Origin of the sequence: Mahella australiensis 50-1 BON (genome assembly GCF_000213255.1) — a bacterium.
Lineage (GTDB): Bacteria > Bacillota > Clostridia > Mahellales > Mahellaceae > Mahella > Mahella australiensis.
In genome coordinates this window covers 2,295,978-2,319,925 of record NC_015520.1, presented here as the reverse complement: position 1 = coordinate 2,319,925, position 23,948 = coordinate 2,295,978, and the positions used below count along the sequence as shown (strand labels likewise).

The window sequence follows — 23,948 nt, the reverse complement described above, 5'->3', positions numbered from 1 at the left end:
TTATTTGACATGTAACAACTTAATGTATATAATAAAGTTTGTTGGAAGGAGATGTATAAAACGCATGATCAAATTTGAAAATGTAGCAAAGCGTTATGGTGATACGACCGTTATAAAAGATCTGAATATGGAGATTAATGATGCTGAAATAGCAGTGCTTATAGGCCCAAGCGGTTGTGGTAAAACTACAACGCTCAAAATGATCAACAGATTGATAGAGCCATCATCTGGAGCTATATATATCAATGATCAGAATATACTAAAGGCTGACCCGATAGAATTAAGAAGGAATATCGGATATGTCATACAGCAGATAGGGCTTTTCCCGCATATGACTGTCGAGCAGAATATTGGATTAATACCAACGTTAAAGAATTGGCCGGAGGATAAGAAAGCAGCGCGAGTTAGAGAATTGATGGAGCTGGTAGGCATGCCGCCGGAAGAATATATGAACAGATATCCGAATGAACTTTCGGGAGGACAGCAACAGAGGATAGGCGTTGCCAGAGCGCTGGCGGCCGATCCTGATATCATACTTATGGATGAACCCTTCAGCGCTTTGGATCCCTTGACGCGGGCTCAATTGCAGGATGAATTGTTCAATTTGCAACAGGAATTGCATAAGACGATAGTTTTTGTCACACACGATATGGATGAGGCGCTAAAGCTCGGGGATAGGATATGTATCATGAGGGATGGTGAAATTCTTCAATTCGATACACCGGAAAATCTGTTAAGGCATCCGGCTCACGGTTTTGTCGAAGAATTCATAGGCAAAAAGCGCATGTGGCAGCAGCCTGAGTATATAAAGGCCGAGGATATAATGATAACAAATCCTGTCAAGGCTACGCCAAACAGAACGCTTACTCAAGCGTTGGAGATAATGTCGAGCAGCAGCGTCGATAGCCTTATCATAGTAGACGATAAAAACAAGCTTTTGGGTATAGTAACCGCCAAACAGGTGCGAAACAATGCAAATAAAGCCAGGCGGTTGGAAGAAATATATGAGCGTGATATACTGAGCGTTAAATTGGATGATTCGATGGCTGATATATTGAAGCTGATGGCACAAAACGATATAGGGTATGTACCTGTTACTGATGAGCAAGGCAGGTTAAGAGGCCTGATAACCAGGAGTAGTTTGGTAAATGTGCTCGGCGATAAATACGTAGGGGAGGAGTGAATGCATGGATACAATAATAGAATATATAATGTTTATGATCGATCGCAGCGATCAGATATTTATGCTTACATGGCAGCACATATACCTTACGGCTTTGGCAGTAGCCATAGCTATAGCAATAGGCGTGCCTGCCGGCATTTTGATAACGAGGGTGAACAAATTGTCATCTATAGTTATCGGTATAGCCAACGCTATTCAGGCGGTGCCTAGTCTTGCATTGTTGGGCTTTCTTATTCCTTTTTTGGGGATAGGTACCGTGCCGTCTATCGTTATGGTATTTTTATATTCGCTGCTGCCGATTATAAAAAATACGTATACTGGGCTTAGTAATGTTGATAGCGCAATGATAGAAGCCGGGCGAGGCATGGGTATGACCGACGGCCAGCTTATGAGAATGGTTCAACTACCACTGGCATTACCTGTAATAATGGCAGGTGTAAGAATATCGGCTGTTACTGGCGTAGGGCTCACTACTCTGGCAGCATTGATAGGGGCCGGAGGATTGGGGCAGTTTGTATATAGAGGTATATCGATGGTTAATAATCAGATGATAATGGCCGGTGCTATACCGGCTATGGTATTGGCGTTGCTGGTCGATTTTGCTTTAGGATTGGTGGAGAGGGCAGTCACGCCCAAAGGGCTTAAACAAGCCAATGGAAAGGAGGTTGAGGCATGAGAAATATAAAGCTTATAAGTTGTATATTGTTGTTGGCTGTGATATCAGGTGCTGTGCTCGGCTGCGGCTCGAGTACGGTTAGCAAAACCTTTGTTGTGGGCTCCGATAACTATACCGAGCAGTTTATCGTCGGTGAAATGTTGGCTATTCTTGTCGAGGGAAATATGCCTGATGTCAAGGTTGAGAGAAAGCTCGGATTAAACGGCGTTATGGTGCTGCATAATGCTATAACAAGCGGCGAGGTGGATGCCGCAGTCGAATATACCGGTTCAGCCTTGATGCAAATGCTACAGATGGACCTTATCACCGACCCGGACGAGGCATATAAAGTAGTTAAGGAAAGTTACCTTGACAGATGGAGTATAAAATGGCTGGAACCGCTGGGATTTAACAATACCTATGCTATGGCGGTAAGGAAGGACTATGCCGAAGCCAATGGTTTGAGCAAATCTTCGGATTTGGCCAAAGTTGCTGAGAACGCCGTACTGGGTTGTTCTATGCAGTTCAGTGAAAGGCCCGACGGATATCCGGGCTGGAAAGAAGCGTACGGCATAGAGTTTAAGGATGTTGTACCGATGGATTCGGGTTTGATGTACAGTTCTATAAAGAACAATGAGGTAGATGTAATATCTGCATTTTCAACCGATGCGCGTATACCCGAGTTTGATCTTGTATTGCTTGAGGACGACAAGAAGTTTTTCCCGCCATACTATGCCGTTCCAATGGTCAGGACCGATACTCTTGAAGAGATTCCCGGCCTGGAGGAGTTGATAAATAAGCTTGGCGGTACGCTTAATGATGCTAAAATGGCCGAGTTAAATGGTAAAGTGGATATTGATGGCATGGACCCTCATGATGTGGCTAAGGAATTTTTGCAAGAGCAGGGATTAATTTAGAAAATGAAAGGATGAGTTGATGAATAAGAGAAATTTGACGATTATATTAAGTTTTATGCTTTTAATATTGACTATAATAACAGGATGCAAGGGTGGAGGTGGAGCCTCCAGCGGAGGCGGCGATACTGTGGTTATCGGTTCAAAAAACTTTACTGAACAGATAATAGTAGGTAATATGATGGCAGACTTGATAGAAGCACATACAGATCTTAATGTTGAGAGAAAGCTCAATCTCGGTGGTACTAATGTGTGTTTTGAAGCTATCAAAAAAGGCGGCAGCAATAATGGTATAGATGTTTACATGGACTATACCGGTACCGGATTGGTTGACATATTACAGATGGAACCTACGACCGATCCGGATGAGGCTTACAATACGGTAAAAAAGGAATATAAAGAAAAATGGAATCTCGTGTGGCTGGAACCATGGGGTTTCAATAACACCTATACTTTGGCGGTAAAAGAGGAATTTGCCGCTGAACATAATATTAACACATTTTCGGATTTAGGTAAAATAGCCGATCAGATAGTGCTCGGCTGCTCCATGGAGTTTGTGGAGAGGCCGGATGGCTTGCCTGGATTGGTAGATAAATATGGTTTTCAATTCAAGAATGTGAAATCTATGGATACCGGCATAAGGTATCCCGCTATAGATAACGACGAGGTTCAGGTCATAGATGCTTTTGCTACTGATGGCCTGCTGGTATCGCATAATCTGAAAATACTAGAAGATGATAAGCAGTTTTTCCCACCATATTATGCGGCACCATTAGTTAGAGGGGATTTGTTAGATAAACGTCCTGAAATAGCTGATGCCCTCAATAAGCTGGCTAATGCTATAACCGACGAGGATATGCAGCAGCTCAATTATCAGGTCGATGGCGAAGGAAAGGATGCCGCGAAGGTGGCTAAAGAGTTCCTCCAATCCAAAGGGCTTATATAAAAAGATGAAATAAATAAAACTCCGGCAACAACATGAGCCAGAGGCTAATCAGTTACTGTCGCCTGTGAGATATCTGAACAGTTACTAAATCCGTTGCTGCCGGAGTTTTTTGCATATTTCAAGTGTTGAACATTATCCACATCTCTGTTATAATTGGAGCATACGCGTAAACGGCGGTTATAAATGTATTTTGGAGGATGGTAGCATGGTAGAAGGTTTATTTCTTACGGTTTATATTGCCATAGTGTTGCTGGTATCATTTTTCAGCATGCGCAGGATTAAGGGCATGGACGAGTACCTATTGGGAAGTCGTTCCATAAATCCATGGATGTCGGCATTCTCATATGGCACTGCGTATTTCTCAGCCGTTTTATTTATTGGATATGCCGGCAAAACAGGCTGGTCTTTCGGCCTGTCGGGGCTATGGGTAGCTATAGGTAACACCGTGGTTGGCAGCTTATTGGCATGGTTGGTGCTGGGCAAGCGCACGAGGGAAATGACGCAACGCCTCGGTGTTTCTACAATGCCGGGTTTTATAGGTATAAGGTATAACAGCAAGGCTTTGAAGATAGTATCGGCGCTTATAATATTTGTATTTTTGGTCCCTTATTCGGCGTCGGTATATATGGGGCTTAGTTACTTGTTTGAGCAGATATTCCATATACCATATACTGTTATAATGATAATTATGGCCTTATTTACCGCGCTTTATCTATTTATAGGCGGTTTCTTGGCCGAAACCATTATGGATTTCATACAAGGCATAGTAATGATAATAGGTACCGTGCTTATGGTGTTCTTTGTGATAAACAGCAACGAAGTAGGAGGCTTATCCTCTATGATAACATCGCTGAAAGCCATTGACCCTAAATTGATCGCGCCGGTTGGTCCCGGCGGTTTCGTGCCGCTTCTGTCACTGGTTGTATTGACCAGCTTGGGTACGTGGGGTTTACCTCAGATGATCCATAAGTTTTATACCGTCAAGGATGGGCCGCCCATGAAAGCAGCTACAGTTGTATCGACGCTGTTTGCGTTGCTTATAAGCGGGGGCGTATATTTTGTAGGGTCTACGAGCAGGATATTTTTCCCTGATAGTATGCCAATGCTCAATGGTGTTCCCAACCCGGATCTTATAATACCGCAAATAATATCACCTACTCTGCCAGAGATAGTGCTGTCCGTAATAATGGTGCTGGTGCTGGCAGCATCTATGTCGACGCTGGCCTCGATAGTGATGGCGTCGGCGTCGGCTATAGCGGTGGATTTAATACAGGATACATTGGCGCCGAAAAAGATGAATCCGAAGCATATCATGCTCATAATGCGCGTGCTTTGCGTGGTATTCGTAGGGCTTTCGCTGCTGCTGGCCTTGGTGCCTAATCCTATCATATCGCTTATGAGCCTATCGTGGGGGGCTGTAGCCGGTTCACTTCTGGCACCGTATTTATACGGCTTGTATTGGAGGGGTACTACAAGGGCTGGCGTGTGGGCTGGCATCATAACATCTTTGGGTATATCCATAGGGGGAGCGTTATATGCAGGATTATCCAGCCCGCTTATAACCGTATTCAGTGCCGCGGCCATAGTGATTCCTATCGCGATCGTGCCTGCCGTCAGCGCTATAAGCGCTGCGTTACCGCAACAACATATCGATATGGTGTATAATACAGCCGAAGAAATCGCGTGAAAGGGGAATGGTAAATGATATGGTCGCCTAAAGAGGAATGTATGCCCAGGAGCAGCATGGAAGCGCTGCAATTGGATAGGCTTAAGAGGATTGTTCAATATGCTTACGACAGGGTGTCGTTTTACAAAAAGGCTTTTGATGATATAGGTTTAAAGCCTTCCGATATACGTACGCTTAAAGATGTGTCCAAGCTGCCTTTTACTACGAAAGATGATTTGCGCGATAATTATCCTTACGGAATGTTCGCAGTGCCCATGAAACAGATAGTAAGGTTACATGGCTCGTCCGGTACCACCGGCAAGCCTACAGTCGTTGGTTACACGCGCAATGATATAGATACGTGGGCCGAATTGGTAGCGCGCGTGGCCGCTGAAGCCGGTGCTACTGACGATGATGTGGCCCAGATAGCGTTCGGCTATGGATTGTTTACCGGGGCTTTTGGGTTGCATTATGGTTTGGAGCGCTTGGGTGCTGCCGTGATACCCATGTCTAGCGGCAATACAGAACGGCAGATAGCCCTTATGCAGGATTTCAGCACCACGGTGCTGGTCGGTACGCCTTCATATGCGTTGTATATGGCTGAAGTGGCTCGAAATATGGGCGTGGATACCGAAAAATTACCGTTAAGGTTAGGCTTATTCGGCGCCGAAGGTTCCACCGAGGCTATGCGCGAGGAACTGCAGAAGCGTTGGCATATAGTGGCTACTGAAAATTATGGTTTGAGCGAGATAATGGGGCCGGGTGTAGCTGGGGAATGCGAATACAGGGAAGGCATGCACATAGCTGAGGACCATTTTCTTGTGGAGATTATAGACCCAGTTACCGAGCAACCGGTAGACTACGGCAATGCAGGAGAGCTTGTAATAACCACATTGACAAAAGAAGGGGTGCCGCTTATCAGGTATCGCACTCATGACATAACCAGCATTATAGCCGATAAATGTGCGTGCGGACGCGCGCTTTATCGTATAGCCAAGATAAAAGGGCGTACCGACGACATGCTCATAATAAAGGGTGTAAACGTATTTCCGTCACAGATAGAAACTGTTTTAATGAATATAGAGGAAGTAGGTCCGCACTATGAGATAATAGTACGTAAAAAAGGGTTTATGGATGAGCTGGAGATAAATATAGAGGTAGTAGACGCCAAATTGCTGGAACATTTCAGCGAATTGGAAGCGTTGGAACGCAAGATAAGACACCATTTGAAGTCGAATCTATTGATAGATGCAAAGGTTAATCTGGTAGAACCTCAGACGCTCAAACGTTTTGAAGGTAAGGCCAGGAGGGTTATAGATTTGAGGGGAGGACAAAGTTGAAGGATCTTTTATTAGGCAACGAGGCATTGGCGCGGGGTGCTTATGAAGCAGGCGTCAGGGTGGCCACAGCTTATCCTGGTACGCCGAGTACCGAGATAACCGAGGCCATGGCTTTATATCCTGCGGAAGAAGTATATGTGGAGTGGTCGCCCAATGAGAAAGTAGCGTTGGAGGTAGCCACAGGAGCCTCAGTAGCAGGTGCCAGGGCCATGGCATCGATGAAGCATGTCGGCCTAAATGTGGCGGCCGATCCGCTGTTCACGGCGGCTTATACCGGTGTAAACGGCGGCCTAGTTATAATAACTGCAGATGATCCGGGGCTGTTCAGCTCGCAAAACGAGCAGGACAACCGCTTATACGCGCAGGCCGCTCATATACCCATGCTAGAGCCATCGGACAGCCAAGAGGCGAAGGATTTTGCCATGATGGCTTTTGAGTTGAGCGAGAGATTTGACCTGCCTATCCTGTTGCGCATGACCACGCGTGTATCACATGCGCGCGGGCTGGTGGAGATAGGCGAACGCAAAAATATGCCGCTTAAAGAGTATAAAAGGGATATAAATAAATACGTTATGATGCCGGCCATGGCCAAGCGCCGTCATTATTCGTTGGTCGAGCGCATGAGCCGTGTGGAAGCATATGCAAATGAATGCCCTGTCAACCGCATAGAGTGGGGTGACAGGCGTATAGGCATAATAACCGATGGTATAGCATATCAGTATGCCAAAGAGGCTATGCCCGACGCCTCGTATCTTAAGCTGGGCATGGTCTATCCTCTGCCTGTGGAATTAATAAAGGAATTTGCGGCAGGAGTGGATAAACTGTATGTTATAGAAGAGTTGGAGCCGTTTATAGAAACGCATGTGAAGGCTCTGGGCATACATGCTATAGGTAAGGAGATTTTTCCTGCTGTAGACGAATTGAGTGCCGAGATAATAGCCAAAGCGTTATTGGGACGTGGCTTTGCAACGTCTGAGCGCGAGAAACTGGCCGAGCAACACGTGCCGGTAAGACCGCCCGTCATGTGCCCAGGATGCCCGCATAGAGGGGTATTCTATGTATTGGACAAACTTAAATTGACTGTTACAGGCGATATAGGGTGCTATACTTTAGGAGCTACGGCGCCGCTTTCGGCCATGGACCTATGTGTATGCATGGGCGCCAGCATAGGCAGCGCCCTCGGTATGGAAAAAGCCAGAGGGAAGGATTGGGCGCATAAAACCGTAGCGGTGATAGGCGATTCGACTTTTATACATTCCGGCATAACTGGACTCATAGATATGGTATATAATAAAGGAACGGGTACGGTCATAATATTGGATAATTCTACTACCGGTATGACCGGCCATCAGGACCATCCGGCAACAGGCTGGACCATACGCAAAGAACCGACCTATCAAGCCAGTTTGGAAGCATTGGCCAAAGCCGTTGGCGTAAATCGCATAACGGTTATAGACCCTTATGACATGGAGCATTTGGAGGCTGTCATAAAAGAAGAAACGGCGACAGATGAACCGTCAGTCATCATAGCGCGACGCCCATGTATATTGCTGGACAAGAAACGCACCTATACCCCTTATACTGTAGATATGGATAAATGCATGGGATGCGAAATATGTATGCATTTGGGTTGCCCGGCCATGGAAAACGACGATGGAGCTTTTGTTATAGATGTTACCCAATGTAACGGTTGCGGTCTATGCAGTAATCTGTGCATTTTCGATGCAATAAAGGAGGCGGATATTTAGCGTGGATAAGGTTACCAATATCTTAATAGTAGGCGTAGGCGGTCAGGGCACATTGCTGGCCAGCAAGGTCATAGGGCGGTGGGCTATGAATGCCGGATATGACGTAAAGGTATCCGAAGTGCACGGCATGTCGCAGCGTGGCGGCAGCGTGGTAACGTATGTGCGATTTGGCCACAGGGTATTTTCGCCGCTTATAGAAAAAGGTCAAGCCGATGTAGTGCTGGCCTTTGAAAAATTAGAGGCTTTACGGTGGGCGCCTTATCTGAATGAGGACGGCATAGTTATCGCCAATGCCCAGGAGATAATGCCTATGCCTGTTATAATAGGCGCAGATCAATATCCGTCCGATATAATGGAACGCTTGAACACCATGTGCAAAAAAGTATTGGCTATAGATGCGTTGGACATAGCTATGCAGGCGGGCAATTCCAAAGCAGCCAATATAGTGTTGATAGGAGCTATGGCTAAGATGATGGACAGCGATAAGCAGTCGTGGCTGGACGTAATAACGCAGGTAGTGCCGCCTAAAACGGTTGAGACTAACCAAAAGGCCTTTTTAAAAGGCTACGAAACAGCATATTCGATTCTGTAATATGCATCATAGCATAGCAAAGGGCTTGACATATATGTTGAGCGGGCTTTTGAAGCGCAGGACCACAGCAATCTATGATTGCGTAGTGGCCCAGCTTCACAGCCGTAGCGAGGCATATATGTCAAGCCTGTATCGGGCGTAGTATTATTTGAAGATGTGACATAAGGAAGGATTTGATTATGTATTGGAATAAAACGTTTGAATGTATGGACAGGGAGCATTTGCACGAGCTCCAATCGCAGCGTTTGGTGGACACCGTAAAGCGTGTATATTTTAACGTGCCTTACTACAGGGATAAAATGCAATCTGTAGGCCTGGAGCCCGGGGATATAAAAGGCGTCGAGGATATAACTAAACTTCCTTTTACAATTAAGCAGGATCTGCGCGACACATACCCTTATGGCATGTTCGCAGTGCCGCTGAGCGAGGTAATACGCATACACGCCTCATCGGGTACGACAGGCAAGCCGACTGTGGTGGGGTACACGCGCAGGGACATAGATACATGGGCTGAACTAGTAGCCAGGGTGTTAACCGGTGTGGGAGCAGGCCGCAATTCTATAGTTCAGGTGGCTTACGGATATGGGCTTTTCACAGGCGGGCTTGGTCTACATTACGGTACTGAGCGTATGGGCGCCACCGTTATACCGATATCCGGTGGTAATACCCGCCGCCAGGTTATGTTTATGCAGGATCTGGGCACCACAGTATTGGCGTGCACGCCATCATATGCATTATATATAGCCGAAACAATGGAAGAGCTCGGCATAAGGCAAGAAGATCTCAAGCTGCAGGCTGGTATCTTCGGTGCCGAACCGTGGAGCGACAATATGCGCAAAGAGCTGGAGCAGCGCTTGGGTATAAAGGCCATAGATATATACGGTTTGAGTGAGGTAATGGGGCCGGGCGTAGCATGTGAATGCCTTGAACAAGATGGTCTGCATGTATTCGAGGACCATTTCATACCCGAGGTCATAGACCCAGATACCGGCGAGGTTCTACCGCCAGGCAGCATCGGAGAATTGGTTATAACCACTATAACCAAAGAGGGACTGCCAGTAGTGCGTTACCGTACGAGGGATATAACATCGCTTAATTTCGAGCCATGTGCTTGTGGCAGAACCCATGTGCGCATGAGCAAAGTCTTAGGCCGTACCGATGATATGCTCATAATAAGGGGTGTTAATGTGTTCCCGTCGCAGATAGAACATGTGCTTATGAATATAGGTGGTACCCAGCCTCAATATCAATTGGTTGTGGATCGCGTAAACAATCTAGATGAATTAGAGGTCTGGGTAGAGATAGATGATAAACTGTTCTCAGATGAGGTGCGCAGGCTGGAGGATTTGGAGAATCGTATAACGCGCGAGATCCAGAATACACTAGGTATAAATGTTACCGTAAAGCTGGTGGAACCAAAAACTATAGCCCGTGGGGACGGCAAAGCCAAACGGGTTATAGACAAGAGGAATATATAATTGGCTGAAAGGAGCTTTTATTATGTTTGTCAAGCAAGTATCGGTATTCCTGGAAAATAAACTCGGCAGGTTGGCTACAGTAACCAAGATATTAGGCGATAACGGCATAGACATAAGCGCCATGGCATTGGCTGATACCACTAATTTCGGTATCCTGCGCATGATAGTAAATGACCCTGACAAGGCAGTATCGGTGCTTAAAGAAGCTGGATTTACTGTCAGCACTACTGATGTACTGGCCGTGGAGGTAGATGATCGTCCCGGTGGACTGGCTGCTGTTCTAGAAGTGCTGCAGGACAACGGTATCAGCATAGAATATGCGTATTCGTTTATAAAGCGTGCCGGGGACAAGGCGTTTATATTATTCCGCGTGGAAAATCCAGACAGAGCAGTAGAACTGTTAAAAAACACCGGCGTCAGAGTATTGGATGAAAAAGAGGTGTATGCATTATAATGCCGAATGCCAAGGCGCATAGCTGGGCAGAGATCAGATTAACCGATATCGCATATAATATAGCTCAATTGCGCCGGTGCATAGGTGACGATACTTTATTTATGGCAGTAGTAAAAGCCGACGGATACGGGCATGGCGCATATCGCGTGGCTCAAACTGCCATCGATGCCGGTGCCCGATGGCTGGGCGTTGCTATTGCTGAAGAGGGCGCGGAGTTGCGGGATAAAGGGATAGATGCCCCTATACTTGTATTGGGGGGCATAATGCCATATGAGGCAGAAGAAGTGGTGGCGTCCGGCTTATGCCAGACGGTGTTTAGTCTTGACGTAGCCAAGGCTTTATCTGACGCATCTGTAAAGCAGGGGAAAAGTGCAGATGTGCATATAAAAGTGGATACGGGCATGGGCCGCGTGGGGGTAAGGCCCGGCCTTGAATTGGAGCAGCTTATAGAAGGGCTAGTGGGACTGCCAGGAATAAACATAACCGGTATGTTTACACATTTTGCCGAATCTGATGCCTGCGATAAATCATTTACAAAATACCAGATGTCGTTATTCGTTCAAGCTATAAACCAAGCTAAAGCTATGAACGTGGGGCCGCTTATACTACATGCGGCCAACAGTGCTGCCGTTATAGATTACACGGATGCTCACTTTAATATGGTGAGAGGCGGTATATCCATTTATGGTTACTATCCGTCCAATGAAATAAATAATCCACAGAAGATAGACCTTAAACCGGCTTTGAGTTGGAAGGCCAGGGTGGTGTATGTGAAAGATGTGCCGGCGGGTACGCCTATAAGTTATGGACGTACATTTACGACGCAAAGGTCTTCTAAGATAGCCACTATATCGGCCGGTTATGCTGACGGATACAGGCGGCAATTGAGCAACAAGGGATGTGTATTGATACGCGGCAACCGCGCGCCGGTGATAGGCAGGGTATGCATGGACCAATTTATGGTTGATGTCACCGATATACCGGGTGTGGTTACAGGAGATGAAGTTGTGCTGATAGGCAGACAAGGGAATGAAACTATTACAGCCGACGAATTAGCCGAGTTATGTGATACCATATCGTATGAGATACTTACATCCATAGGTCCGCGCGTCCCGCGTATATATGTATAGCGTGATTATTCAGTGCTGTTTGCATAATCGAGGCTAATCAGTTACTAAGCCTAGCCGTGTTTTGAATTAGGGAGGTATAGTAGATTTTATGTCAAAAGAGAAAAAACTCATACGGCAGGCCGTGTTGGAAAAAAGGAGCCGTCTTACACCGCTTGAAGCGGCACAAAAAAGCGAAGCTATATGCCGCGCCGTTGTGGCTACGCGTACCTTTGTATCGGCGCGGTTTATCATGGCATATATCGACGCACGCAATGAGGTGCAGACAGAGTGCATAATAAGACAAGCATGGGCTGAAGGCAAGCGCCTAGCCGTTCCGGTATGTATACCTCAAACTCATACGCTGCTCGTATCGGAACTTACATCTTTTGAGGAATTGCGCGATGGTTTCTATGGTATAAAAGAACCGATGGAGGAATATATGCGGCCGGCATCCCCTGAACAATTGGACATCATAATCGTGCCGGCGGTGGCATATGATAGGCGCGGTTACAGAATAGGCTATGGCGGCGGCTATTATGACAGATTTCTGTCATCGCTGGATAAAGATATTGTTACCATAGGCATAGCCTTTGATATACAGATTGTAGGAGAAGTGCCTGTTCAGCCATTCGATATACCTGTCGACATGGTGATTACCGAGAGTGGTATTATAAAAGGAGAAAAATCATGAAAGTAGAATTGATAAACTATACGCCGCAACCCGAAAGGACCGTGGCTGTTGCGGCTAGAATGTGTTATTCCGATGCCGATATAGATGAATTGTCGGAAAATATGAGCGATGAAAAAGTAAGGAGCTTTCTTCAGAAACTGGTCGATCTCGGTCATGAATCTCCTATAGAACATGCCAGCTTTACATTTGCCATAGAAGGCATAAGCAGGGCGTGCAGCCATCAGTTGGTGAGGCATCGCTTGGCCTCATATTCACAAAAAAGCCAACGCTATGTAAAAGAAGACCAATTTCAATACGTTATCCCGCCGAGCTATATAGATAAAGGCATTGAAGATAGATTCGAAGAGCGCATGAAGATTATACAACAGTGGTATAATGAGGATATAGAAGCAGGCATCCCCAAAGAAGACGCGCGCTATAACTTACCTAATGCATGCCAAACGCAATTAATGGTTACAATGAATGCGCGTGAATTATGGCATTTTTTCAGGCTGAGATGTTGCCTGCGCGCGCAGTGGGAGATACGCACAGTGGCCGAATCCATGCTACGCGAAGTAAAAAAGGTAGCGCCGCTGCTATTTGAAAAAGCCGGGCCTGCCTGCGTGTACGGACCATGTTCCGAAGGCAAGATGAATTGCGGTAAGAGCAAGGAAGTGCGCGCCCGCTATAGGGAAATGCATGCATGAGAATGGAGATACTTAGATGAACGATCTGAAAGACAGCGATATAATAGAAGGCCGCAATCCGGTTATAGAGGCCTTAAAATCGGGCCGTTTGATAAAAATCATATATATAGCAGCCGGTAGCCGAGGCAAAACGGTGGACTGTATAAAGTCCCTGGCCCAAAGCCGGGGTATATCTGTTCAAGAAATTGAAAGGGTTCAATTGGACAAGCGTTCGGCTACAGGTGCTCATCAGGGCGTAGTAGCTTATGTGGCGCCATATACTTATGCTCAGATAGAGGATATATTGGAAGCGGCTGCACAAAAGCATCAGGACCCCTTTGTGCTCTTGCTGGACGGCATAACTGATCCGCACAATATGGGGGCTATAATACGCACTGCCGAATGTATGGGTGCTCACGGAATAATAATACCGAAGGATCGCTCAATAGGCATAACTGCCGCTGTGGTCAAAGCATCGGCAGGAGCAGTGGAATATATTCATATAGCTGCCGTAACCAATATGGCCCAGACTGTAGAGAGGCTTAAAAAAGACGGACTGTGGATAATGGGTGCTGACATGCGAGGCCGGCCGTGCCGCTCCATGGATTTAAAAGGCCCTATAGGTTTGATTATTGGCGGCGAGGGTAGCGGCATTAGGCGATTGGTAAAAGAGAAGTGCGATGTATTGCTCAGCATACCGATGAGCGGGCATATCGCGTCGCTCAATGCCTCAGTAGCCGCCGGCATGCTTATGTACGAGATAAGCATGCAAAGGCTTGACATATGAAAATAGCTTGTCTATAATTAACGTATAGTTTGTTATAATAGCTATATCGGGAGGAAAGGAAATGGATTCTGAGGCCATCGATATGCATATGCAGGATGAAGAAGTGTTGGAGCGGGAGTTGGTGTCCAGAGCCAAAAAAGGGGATGACGTGGCTTTAGAATGTCTGATAGAGCGGTATAAAAGCATTATTCACAACAGAGCAAAGACTTATTTTTTAAAGGGTTCAGATAGGGAGGATATAATACAAGAAGGGCTTATAGGCTTGTACAAAGCTATAAAAAATTATAGAGAAGATAAGGCCGTATCATTTAGGTCATTTGCAGATATGTGCATAACCAGGCAAATAATAACGGCTGTCAAGGCGGCTACTAGGCAGAAACACATACCGTTGAACTCATACGTATCGTTGAATAAAACTATATATGAAGATGAGGCCGAAAGACAGCTTATGGATGTCATTGCGTTAGAGCCGCAGGGCGATCCGGAAGAAATGGTTATAAGCGAAGAAAGTGCGATGCGTTTGCGTTCTAAAATAGAGCAGACACTGAGCTCATTGGAGCTAAATGTGTTTCGCTCATATCTCCAGGGTAGAACATATGAGGAGATTGCTGTTTATTTGGATAAGGGCGTAAAATCAGTCGATAATGCTATGCAAAGGATAAAGAAAAAATTAGAAAAGTGTGTGGATACTGATATCACTAGGGTGCATTGAAAAAATTATCGGCGGTTGGTATTGCATTTATATACATATGTGGTATAATAAATAGCGATGTGCGATTATCGAGCGGGAGTAGCTCAGGGGTAGAGCACTAGCTTCCCAAGCTGGGTGTCGCGGGTTCGATTCCCGTTTCCCGCTCCACAGGATATGCCCATGTAGCTCAGTCGGCAGAGCGTCGCCTTGGTAAGGCGGAGGTCACCGGTTCAATCCCGGTCATGGGCTCCATTTTTGTTTAATTTTTAAAGATACGCCAGGTTGAGTTTTCATAAAACAAAATACATAGAGGAGGAAACAAGAGATGGCAAAGCAAAGATTTGAGAGAAGCAAGCCGCATATAAATATAGGTACAATAGGGCACGTCGATCACGGCAAGACGACGTTGACAGCAGCTATAACGATGACGCTGGCACATTTTGGCCGGGCGCAGGCTACCAAATACGATGAGATAGACAAAGCGCCCGAAGAAAAAGCCAGGGGCATCACAATAAACACGGCGCACGTGGAATACGAGACCGAGAAGAGGCACTATGCGCACGTTGACTGTCCAGGGCACGCCGACTATGTTAAGAACATGATAACCGGCGCAGCGCAGATGGACGGAGCGATACTGGTGGTATCGGCAGCCGACGGTCCCATGCCGCAGACCAGGGAGCATATACTGCTGGCGCGCCAGGTAGGAGTGCCATATATAGTGGTATTTTTGAATAAGACCGATATGGTAGACGATCCCGAACTGATAGAGCTAGTAGAGATGGAAGTAAGGGATCTGTTAAATGAATACGAATTCCCGGGAGATGAAGTACCGATAATAAAAGGGTCGGCACTAAAGGCATTAGAAGCGGGAGGAGACCCGAATAACGAATGGGTAAAACCGATACTTGAACTTATGGATGCGGTAGATGAATATATACCGACACCCGAGAGGGATGTAGACAAGCCGTTCCTGATGCCGGTAGAAGACGTATTCACGATAACCGGGCGTGGCACAGTGGCTACAGGCAGAGTAGATCGAGGCAGATTAAGAGTAGGCGAAGAAGTAGAGATAGTAGGGTTAACAGACCGTCCGAGGAAGACAGTAGCGACGGGTATAGAGATGTTCCGCAAGACGATGGACGAAGCGATAGCAGGGGACAACGTAGGCGTACTGTTAAGGGGCATACAGAGAGAAGAAGTAGAGAGAGGGCAGGTATTGGCCAAGCCGGGCAGCATACATCCGCATACGCATTTCAAGGGGCAGGTATACGTGCTGACCAAGGAAGAAGGGGGTAGGCATACGCCGTTTTTCAACGGATACAGGCCACAGTTCTACTTCAGGACGACCGATGTGACAGGTACGATACAATTACCCGAAGGGGTAGAGATGGTAATGCCTGGCGACAACATAGTAATGGAAGTACAGCTGATAACGCCGATAGCGATAGAAGAAGGATTGCGATTTGCAATACGAGAAGGCGGCCGAACGGTAGGAGCCGGAGTTGTCACCGAGGTTATAGAATAAACCGTAAACTAGGAAATTAAGCTGCCGCACGTAGTGGTGGCTTAATTTTTCTATTTGACATGAAGTTGTATATATGATAAAGTAAATTGCATATGTTTATGGAGGTGTGAATATGCGCGTAAAGATAGCTCTTGCTTGCACGCAGTGTCAGCAAAGGAATTATCATACAATGAAAAACAAAAAGAACGATCCAGATAGGCTGGAGTTAAGAAAATATTGTAGATTTTGCCGCCAGTATACCGTTCATAAAGAAACGAGATAGGGTAAAATGGAAATGGTAAAAGAAAAAAGTACTAATGTTAAGGTTGATAAAAAACCGAAAAGCAGGCGTTTTGACCTGATAGGTTATTTTAAAGATGTGTATGCCGAAATGAAAAAGGTGGTATGGCCCACGTGGCATCAATTGCTCACATATACTGGCGTAGTGCTGGTAGTGGTACTGGGTTTTGCAATAGTATTCGGCATTATAGATCTTGGCCTGGAAAGAATATTCAGGCTTATTATATCATAAAGGAGGATGGCTAAGCCAGATACCGCTATGCCGGAGCTAGAAAAACAGGATGCGCAATGGTATGTAGTGCATACCTATTCGGGTTATGAGAACAAAGTAAAAGCCAACCTGGAAAAAATTATAGAGAACAGAGGGCTGCAAGACCTTATATTGGATGTTAGGGTACCTATGAGAGAAGAGATAGAGGTAAAAGATGGGGTCAAACGTTCTGTTATGCGCAAAGTATATCCAGGTTATGTTGTGGTCAGAATGGTGATGACCGATGAAACATGGTATATTGTCAGGAATACCAGAGGTGTCACCGGCTTTGTAGGACCGGGTTCTAAGCCTATACCGCTCAGCGACGAAGAAATCGAAAAGATGGGGATAGATATAGTATCGGTGCATATCGATTTTGGCGTAGGCGACAGCGTAAAGGTGATATCAGGTCCATTAGAGAGTTTTATAGGTAAAATAGAAGATATAGATTATGACAAACAGAAGGCGCGCGTTGCTGTTTCTATGTTTGGTAGAAATACGCCTGTAGAGCTTGATTTTGTACAACTAGAAAAGATATAATATTTCAATTGGAGGTGATATGAATGGCTAAAAAAGTAGCCGCTATTGTAAAATTGCAAATACCGGCTGGTAAAGCTACGCCTGCTCCGCCTGTAGGACCGGCTTTGGGGCAACATGGCGTTAATATAATGGGATTTTGTAAAGAATTCAATGAACGCACGGCCAATCAGGCAGGGCTTATTATACCGGTGGTAATCACCGTATATGCTGACCGTTCATTTAGTTTTATAACCAAAACACCGCCAGCCGCCGTCTTATTGAAGAGAGAGGCCGGCATAGAAAAAGGTTCCAGTCGTCCAAACAAAGAAAAGGTCGCCAAGGTGAGCAAGGAGACTATACGCAAGATAGCGGAATTAAAGATGCCTGATTTAAATGCGGGAAGCTTAGAGGCTGCCATGAGCATGGTAGCCGGTACTGCTCGCAGCATGGGTATAGTAGTAGAAGACTAATACAAAACAGTGGGAGGATATGCTCCGATATTACCACAAGGAGGTTTTATTTTATGAAACGAGGCAAAAGATATAAAGAGGCATTAAGCCTGTATGATAAGACTGCGTCCTATGATTTGGAAGAGGCTTTGGACATATTGCTAAAGTTGCCCAAAGCAAAATTTGATGAAACAGTAGAATTGTCTGTCAAACTCGGCGTTGATCCGAGGCACGCTGACCAGCAGGTGAGAGGAACAGTGGTCTTGCCTCATGGTACAGGCAAAAATGTACGGGTTTTAGTATTCGCCAAAGGCGATAAGGCTGAAGAGGCACAACGTGCTGGAGCTGATTATGTAGGCGCTGAGGAACTTGTCGCTAAGATACAGAATGAAGGTTGGTTGGATTTCGATGTGGCTATAGCCACGCCGGATATGATGGGCTTGGTAGGTCGCTTGGGTAGAATATTAGGTCCTAGAGGTTTAATGCCCAATCCCAAAACAGGCACTGTCACTATGGATATAGAGCGAGCCGTGAATGATTCCAAAGCCGGTAAGATAGAGTACAGGGTGGATAAATCCGGCATAATACATGTGCCGATAGGAAAGGTCTCTTTTGGCAAAGAGAAGTTAGCCGATAATTTTAGAGTGGTTATGGAAGCCATTTTAAGAGCAAAGCCTTCGTCAGCTAAAGGCACATATGTGCGCAGTGTAGTACTGGCTACTACCATGGGTCCGGGCGTAAAAGTCAATGCTGCCAGATTAGCTGCATAATAATATAAAAATAATAGAATCGATTATCGCTGTAGACAGCAGGTGTATTTATGCATAAGGATCATTTTATTGATCGCCTGCCGAGGTATGATAGTTTAAAGAGAAAGCAAAGCTCTCTTTCTGCATGCCTGCAGCGAGAGAGCTTTTTATTATGATGATTTTATTGGCATGAGAAGGAGGTGATATTCAAGTGCCTATAACCAAAGAGCAAAAACAAAAGACCGTAGACGAATTGAAAGAAAAATTGAGCCAGGCCAATGTCGCCATATTAGTGGACTACAAAGGCCTTACCGTTGAAGAAGACGCTGGCTTGAGGAAACTATGCCGCGATGCAGGGGTTGAATATAGGGTTGTAAAAAACACCTTGCTTGAATTGGCAGCTAAAGGCACCGGTTATGAAGCCATGGTTCCATACTTAAAAGGCCCCACGGCTATAGCTTTCGGCTATGCAGACCCCGTAGCGCCAGCTAAGGTGCTGACAAACTTTATAAGTACCAGTAAAAAGATTAGCCTAAAAGCTGGAATTTTGGGCGGCTCGAGATTGATGCTACCGCCCGATATAGAAGCTCTGGCCAAGCTGCCGTCCAAGGAGGTGCTGGTGGCAAGGCTGATGGGCCAACTCAATGCTCCTGTAAGCGGATTAGTAAACGTATTGCAGGGTACTATACGGAAATTTGTATATGCATTAGACGCTATAAAAGATTCTAAAGCAGCTTAAAATTATTAAAATAATAAAGGAGAGATATATTAATTATGACTAAGGAAGAAATAATAGAAGCTATAAAAAGCATGACCGTATTGGAATTGTCCGATTTGATAAAGGACCTGGAAGAAGAATTCGGAGTAACCGCTGCTGCGCCCGTAGCTGTAGCTGCTGCTCCGGCAGCCGGTGCTGCCGCTGCTGCTCCTGCTGAAGAGGAAAAGACCGAATTCGATGTAGTATTGTCTGAGGTAGGCGCTGAAAAGATAAAGGTTATCAAAGTAGTACGCGAGGTTACCGGTCTTGGCCTGAAAGAAGCTAAAGACGTGGTCGACAATGCACCGAAGCCGGTGAAAGAAGGCGTTAGCAAAGAAGAAGCGGAGAGCATAAAGGCTAAATTTGAAGAAGTAGGCGCAAAAGTAGAAATAAAATAAGCTAACAGCAGCTATAACAAGCAATAGGTACGAAAAAGCCGTATATGGAACCATATACGGCTTTTTAGCATATTTTGTGCCAAAATGGGTATTGACTCTATATAGCTTGTATGATAAGATAAATAATTGCATTAATGTGTTTGCGTAAAGCTATATAGAAAGGAGCGTTATGCATTATCTATTTATATTTTAACTGTATATCAGTATAATTGCAAGGGTATAATTTTATAACAAGGTTTTTGTGCTTTTTAGGGTACTTATTTTTTGGCATCGAATATGCTATAAAGTTTTAAGGAGTGAAGCATTTATGGTGCATCCTGTTAAATTGGGTAAAAAGGCCCGGATGAGCTTTTCGAGGATAGAAGAGATCATCGATATGCCGGATCTGATCGAGATCCAAAAACGATCATATGAATGGTTTATCAAAGAGGGCTTATACGAAGTATTTGAAGACATATCGCCGATAACAGACTATACTGAAAATCTCATGCTGGAATTTGTGGATTATGAATTTGACGAAAATCCCAAATATACTGTGGAAGAATGCAAGGAGAGAGATGCTACTTATTCCGCACCTCTCAAAGTAAAGATAAGGTTGATCAATCGCTCGACCGGCGAAGTAAAAGAGCAAGAAGTATTTATGGGCGATTTCCCTCTTATGACCGAGCAAGGGACGTTTATAATAAATGGTGCCGAAAGGGTGATAGTAAGCCAGTTAGTTAGATCGCCGGGCGTATATTATGAAGAACAGATAGACAAAACCGGCAAGCGTTTGCATGCTGCCACGCTTATTCCCAATAGAGGCGCATGGTTGGAATATGAAACCGATACCAACGATGTAGTATATGTAAAAATAGATAAAAATAGAAAGTTACCCATAACCACCCTGGCCAGAGCATTGGGATATGGCACAGACGGTGAATTGCTACAATTGTTCGGCGAAGATACAAGGCTATTAGCAACACTCGATAAAGATAATACTAAGAGCGAAGATGAGGCGTTGGTAGAGATATACAAGCGTTTGAGGCCGGGAGAACCGCCGGTGGTAGATAATGCCAGGAGCCTGTTTAATTCGTTGTTTTTTGACCCCAAGCGGTATGACTTGGCTAACGTTGGACGTTATAAATTCAATAAAAAACTCAGCTTGGCTTTACAATTGACAGGCCAAAAATCCGTCGCCGATATCGTTGATCCAAATACGGGTGAGATCATAGTGAAGGCCGGTGAAAGGATAAACAGGGAGAAAGCCCTTGAGGTACAAAATGCCGGCATAGATAAAGTGGATATAGTCGTCGATGAAGATAAAACAATAAGGGTTATAGGCAATAATTTTGTGGATTTAAATAAATATGTATCTTTTGATGTGTCGGAGCTTGGTATAAAAGACCAGGTCTACTATCCTGTTTTAAAGGAAATCCTGGATACCTATTCTGACGTAGAAGATATAAAAGCGGCATTAAAGCAGCGCAGTGCAGAATTATGGCCTAAGCATATAATAAAGGCTGATATAATAGCATCCATTAAATACCATTTTAATCTTTTGTATGGTATAGGCCATACGGATGATATAGATCATCTCGGTAATAGACGCTTGAGATCAGTAGGCGAGCTGCTGCAAAACCAATTTCGCATAGGCATGGCTCGTATGGAACGCGTCGTAAAAGAACGTATGACTATTCAGGATTTGGATATAGTGAGGCCGCAGGAGTTAATAAATATAAGGCCGATATCGGCTGCTATAAGGGAGTTCTTTGGCAGTAGCCAATTATCCCAGTTTATGGACCAAACAAATCCGTTAGCCGGATTAACCCATAAACGCCGTCTTAGCGCGTTAGGACCGGGTGGTTTGAGCCGTGACCGGGCAGGATTTGAGGTGCGTGATGTCCATTACTCGCATTATGGACGCATTTGTCCTATAGAAACCCCTGAGGGACCCAACATAGGGTTGATAGGTTCTTTGAGCAGCTATGCCAGGGTAAACGAGTATGGATTTATAGAAACGCCGTATAGGCGAGTAGATAAAGATACAGGGATTGTTACTGACGAGGTGGTTTATCTTACCGCTGACGAAGAGGAAGAATATATAGTAGCGCAGGCGAATGAGCCCCTCGATGAAGAAGGCCGATTTAAAGATAAGACGGTTATGGCACGCAGCCATGAGGAGATAGTGGCCGTGCCGCGTGAGATGGTAGATTTTATGGACGTATCGCCCAAACAGGTGGTGTCTGTTGCATCTGCTATGATACCGTTTTTGGAGAACGACGATGCTAATCGAGCACTCATGGGTTCTAATATGCAGCGACAGGCTGTGCCTTTGCTTAAAACTGAAGCGCCCATTGTAGGTACCGGTATAGAATATAAAGCGGCTTTGGATTCTGGCATGGTAGTAACTGCTAAAGAAGCCGGCGTAGTTACCAAGGTCAATGCCAGAGAAATAGTAATAAAACAGGATGATGGTCATACTGCCACTTATAAGCTATGGAAATTTATACGCTCTAACCAGGGTACCTGTATAAATCAAAAACCTATAGTTGGCTTGAATGAGAGGGTGGAGAAAGGCCAAATAATAGCCGATGGGCCTGCTACCGACCAGGGCGAAATAGCTTTAGGACGAAACGTATTGGTGGCTTTTATGCCATGGGAAGGCTATAACTACGAGGACGCCATATTGATCAGCGAACGCTTGGTTAAAGATGATGTTTACACCTCTATACATATAGAGGAGTATGAAGCCGAAGCCAGAGACACTAAATTAGGGCCGGAGGAGATTACCAGGGATATACCTAATATAGGCGAAGATTCACTCAAAGACCTGGACGAGCGCGGCATAATAAGGATAGGTGCTGAAGTTACAGCCGGCGATATATTGGTAGGCAAGGTTACGCCCAAAGGCGAAACCGAATTGACGTCGGAGGAAAGGTTGCTCAGAGCGATTTTTGGCGAAAAAGCACGCGAAGTAAGGGATACTTCATTGCGCGTGCCGCATGGCGAAGGCGGCATAGTGGTCGATGTAAAGGTATTTACCAGAGAGAACGGCGATGAGTTGTCTCCGGGCGTTAATGAATTGGTAAGGGTATATATTGCTCAAAAGCGAAAGATTTCTGTCGGCGATAAAATGGCAGGGCGCCATGGTAATAAAGGTGTAATATCAAGGATATTGCCGGTGGAGGATATGCCATTTTTACCCGATGGCACACCGCTGGATGTGGTGTTAAACCCGCTAGGCGTGCCGTCGCGTATGAACATAGGTCAGGTTTTGGAGGTGCACCTCGGTTTAGCGGCCAAGGCCCTAGGCTGGTTGGTAGCCACACCAGTGTTCGATGGAGCGCGCGAGGAAGATATCGTTGATGTATTGAAACAAGCAGGATACTCCGAAGATGGTAAGATCACGCTTTATGATGGCCGCACTGGAGAACCGTTTGAAAACAAAGTGACGGTAGGATATATGTATATACTCAAACTGGCGCATCTTGTAGACGATAAGATTCATGCCAGATCTACAGGTCCGTATTCGTTGGTAACCCAGCAGCCACTTGGTGGCAAAGCGCAGTTTGGCGGCCAGCGTTTCGGAGAGATGGAGGTATGGGCATTAGAGGCGTATGGCGCATCGCATATATTGCAAGAAATATTGACGGTTAAATCCGACGATGTGGTAGGAAGGGTCAAAGCGTACGAGGCTATAGTAAAGGGTCAGAACATACCTGAGCCAGGCATACCTGAATCATTTAAGGTTTTGATAAAAGAGCTGCAGAGCCTTGCTTTAGACGTAAAAGTATTATCGGAAGACAACCGGGAAATAGAAATAAAAGAATCTATCGACGATGATACTACAGGGTTTGATCTTGCCGATATGGAGGAGCTTGGGGATAATGAGGATAGAGAGCTGAAAGTCCAGCCAAATGAAATTGAATTGGCTGAAGAGGGCTTCTTTACTGAAGGAGAAGAATTCGATGACCTTGAAATAGAGGAATTGGATGAGGATTTCGATAATTTTGATGATCTCGATGAGGAGCTCCTTGATGACGAATTTGCCAAGAAGCCGGGCAAAGCGGCTAAGACGCCTGAAGACGACCAGGATGAAGACGAGTTTTAATAGAGGTGAC

24 protein-coding genes, 2 tRNA genes and 1 other annotated feature are annotated in these 23,948 nt (G+C 45.4%); all 26 genes read left to right on the top strand.

Features of this window, described 5'->3' with window-relative positions:
- Positions 1-64: 64 nt before the first annotated feature.
- The 26 genes from MAHAU_RS10910 (at position 65) to rpoB (ending at position 23,938) form a co-directional block, all read left to right on the top strand.
- Positions 65-1,183, top strand: a complete 1,119-nt coding sequence (locus MAHAU_RS10910; protein WP_013781786.1) for a betaine/proline/choline family ABC transporter ATP-binding protein — start codon at positions 65-67, stop codon at positions 1,181-1,183.
- 4 nt (positions 1,184-1,187) lie between these two features.
- Entirely contained in the window at positions 1,188-1,859 is a 672-nt protein-coding gene (locus MAHAU_RS10905; protein WP_013781785.1) for an ABC transporter permease, read from the top strand.
- Positions 1,856-2,755 (top strand): ABC transporter substrate-binding protein, encoded by a 900-nt coding sequence (locus MAHAU_RS10900; protein ID WP_013781784.1) that lies wholly within the window; start codon positions 1,856-1,858, stop codon positions 2,753-2,755. Before MAHAU_RS10905 ends, MAHAU_RS10900 begins: the two co-directional genes overlap by 4 nt.
- Before the next feature lie 19 nt (positions 2,756-2,774).
- Positions 2,775-3,698: a glycine betaine ABC transporter substrate-binding protein gene (locus MAHAU_RS10895; protein ID WP_013781783.1), complete on the top strand. Its 924-nt coding sequence runs from the start codon at positions 2,775-2,777 to the stop codon at positions 3,696-3,698.
- A gap of 205 nt (positions 3,699-3,903) precedes the next feature.
- Positions 3,904-5,385: a sodium:solute symporter family transporter gene (locus tag MAHAU_RS10890; RefSeq protein WP_013781782.1), complete on the top strand. Its 1,482-nt coding sequence runs from the start codon at positions 3,904-3,906 to the stop codon at positions 5,383-5,385.
- Between the two features lie 14 nt (positions 5,386-5,399).
- The gene (locus tag MAHAU_RS10885; RefSeq protein WP_013781781.1) at positions 5,400-6,704 is read left to right on the top strand and encodes a phenylacetate--CoA ligase family protein; all 1,305 of its coding nucleotides are present in this window, start codon (positions 5,400-5,402) and stop codon (positions 6,702-6,704) included.
- Positions 6,701-8,452, top strand: a complete 1,752-nt coding sequence (gene iorA, locus MAHAU_RS10880) for an indolepyruvate ferredoxin oxidoreductase subunit alpha (protein ID WP_013781780.1) — start codon at positions 6,701-6,703, stop codon at positions 8,450-8,452. The genes MAHAU_RS10885 and iorA overlap by 4 nt, the downstream gene beginning before the upstream one ends.
- 1 nt (position 8,453) lies before the next feature.
- Positions 8,454-9,044, top strand: a complete 591-nt coding sequence (locus MAHAU_RS10875) for an indolepyruvate oxidoreductase subunit beta (protein WP_013781779.1) — start codon at positions 8,454-8,456, stop codon at positions 9,042-9,044.
- 176 nt (positions 9,045-9,220) lie between these two features.
- Complete coding sequence (locus MAHAU_RS10870; protein WP_041644595.1) at positions 9,221-10,522, top strand: phenylacetate--CoA ligase family protein; 1,302 nt, start codon at positions 9,221-9,223, stop codon at positions 10,520-10,522.
- A gap of 22 nt (positions 10,523-10,544) precedes the next feature.
- Entirely contained in the window at positions 10,545-10,976 is a 432-nt protein-coding gene (locus MAHAU_RS10865; protein WP_013781777.1) for an ACT domain-containing protein, read from the top strand.
- Positions 10,976-12,106, top strand: a complete 1,131-nt coding sequence (gene alr, locus MAHAU_RS10860) for an alanine racemase (RefSeq protein WP_013781776.1) — start codon at positions 10,976-10,978, stop codon at positions 12,104-12,106. The genes MAHAU_RS10865 and alr overlap by 1 nt, the downstream gene beginning before the upstream one ends.
- 88 nt (positions 12,107-12,194) lie before the next feature.
- On the top strand, positions 12,195-12,776 hold the full coding sequence (locus tag MAHAU_RS10855) for a 5-formyltetrahydrofolate cyclo-ligase (RefSeq protein WP_013781775.1): 582 nt from the start codon (positions 12,195-12,197) through the stop codon (positions 12,774-12,776).
- Positions 12,770-13,462 (top strand): FAD-dependent thymidylate synthase, encoded by a 693-nt coding sequence (gene thyX / locus MAHAU_RS10850; RefSeq protein WP_171805005.1) that lies wholly within the window; start codon positions 12,770-12,772, stop codon positions 13,460-13,462. The genes MAHAU_RS10855 and thyX overlap by 7 nt, the downstream gene beginning before the upstream one ends.
- Before the next feature lie 16 nt (positions 13,463-13,478).
- Complete coding sequence (gene rlmB, locus MAHAU_RS10845) at positions 13,479-14,228, top strand: 23S rRNA (guanosine(2251)-2'-O)-methyltransferase RlmB (RefSeq protein ID WP_013781773.1); 750 nt, start codon at positions 13,479-13,481, stop codon at positions 14,226-14,228.
- A 61-nt stretch (positions 14,229-14,289) separates the two neighbouring features.
- Positions 14,290-14,940, top strand: coding sequence for an RNA polymerase sporulation sigma factor SigH (gene sigH, locus MAHAU_RS10840; RefSeq protein WP_013781772.1), 651 nt, complete (start codon positions 14,290-14,292; stop codon positions 14,938-14,940).
- A gap of 72 nt (positions 14,941-15,012) precedes the next feature.
- Positions 15,013-15,087, top strand: a tRNA-Gly gene (locus tag MAHAU_RS10835).
- A gap of 8 nt (positions 15,088-15,095) precedes the next feature.
- Positions 15,096-15,171, top strand: a tRNA-Thr gene (locus MAHAU_RS10830).
- A gap of 73 nt (positions 15,172-15,244) precedes the next feature.
- Entirely contained in the window at positions 15,245-16,444 is a 1,200-nt protein-coding gene (gene tuf / locus MAHAU_RS10825) for an elongation factor Tu (protein ID WP_013781758.1), read from the top strand.
- 112 nt (positions 16,445-16,556) lie between these two features.
- Positions 16,557-16,706: a 50S ribosomal protein L33 gene (rpmG, locus tag MAHAU_RS10820; RefSeq protein WP_013781771.1), complete on the top strand. Its 150-nt coding sequence runs from the start codon at positions 16,557-16,559 to the stop codon at positions 16,704-16,706.
- 6 nt (positions 16,707-16,712) lie between these two features.
- On the top strand, positions 16,713-16,955 hold the full coding sequence (secE, locus tag MAHAU_RS10815) for a preprotein translocase subunit SecE (RefSeq protein WP_013781770.1): 243 nt from the start codon (positions 16,713-16,715) through the stop codon (positions 16,953-16,955).
- A 6-nt stretch (positions 16,956-16,961) separates the two neighbouring features.
- Positions 16,962-17,513, top strand: coding sequence for a transcription termination/antitermination protein NusG (gene nusG, locus MAHAU_RS10810; protein WP_013781769.1), 552 nt, complete (start codon positions 16,962-16,964; stop codon positions 17,511-17,513).
- 23 nt (positions 17,514-17,536) lie between these two features.
- Entirely contained in the window at positions 17,537-17,962 is a 426-nt protein-coding gene (rplK, locus tag MAHAU_RS10805; protein ID WP_013781768.1) for a 50S ribosomal protein L11, read from the top strand.
- A 53-nt stretch (positions 17,963-18,015) separates the two neighbouring features.
- Complete coding sequence (gene rplA, locus MAHAU_RS10800) at positions 18,016-18,711, top strand: 50S ribosomal protein L1 (protein ID WP_013781767.1); 696 nt, start codon at positions 18,016-18,018, stop codon at positions 18,709-18,711.
- A gap of 11 nt (positions 18,712-18,722) precedes the next feature.
- Positions 18,723-18,869, top strand: a sequence feature (ribosomal protein L10 leader region).
- Between the two features lie 32 nt (positions 18,870-18,901).
- Positions 18,902-19,429 (top strand): 50S ribosomal protein L10, encoded by a 528-nt coding sequence (rplJ, locus tag MAHAU_RS10795; protein ID WP_013781766.1) that lies wholly within the window; start codon positions 18,902-18,904, stop codon positions 19,427-19,429.
- A gap of 35 nt (positions 19,430-19,464) precedes the next feature.
- Positions 19,465-19,845 carry a 50S ribosomal protein L7/L12 gene (rplL, locus tag MAHAU_RS10790; protein WP_013781765.1) on the top strand — a complete coding sequence of 127 codons (381 nt, stop codon included), beginning with the start codon at positions 19,465-19,467 and terminating at the stop codon, positions 19,843-19,845.
- 307 nt (positions 19,846-20,152) lie between these two features.
- Positions 20,153-23,938 carry a DNA-directed RNA polymerase subunit beta gene (gene rpoB / locus MAHAU_RS10785; RefSeq protein ID WP_013781764.1) on the top strand — a complete coding sequence of 1,262 codons (3,786 nt, stop codon included), beginning with the start codon at positions 20,153-20,155 and terminating at the stop codon, positions 23,936-23,938.
- Positions 23,939-23,948 lie beyond the last annotated feature (10 nt).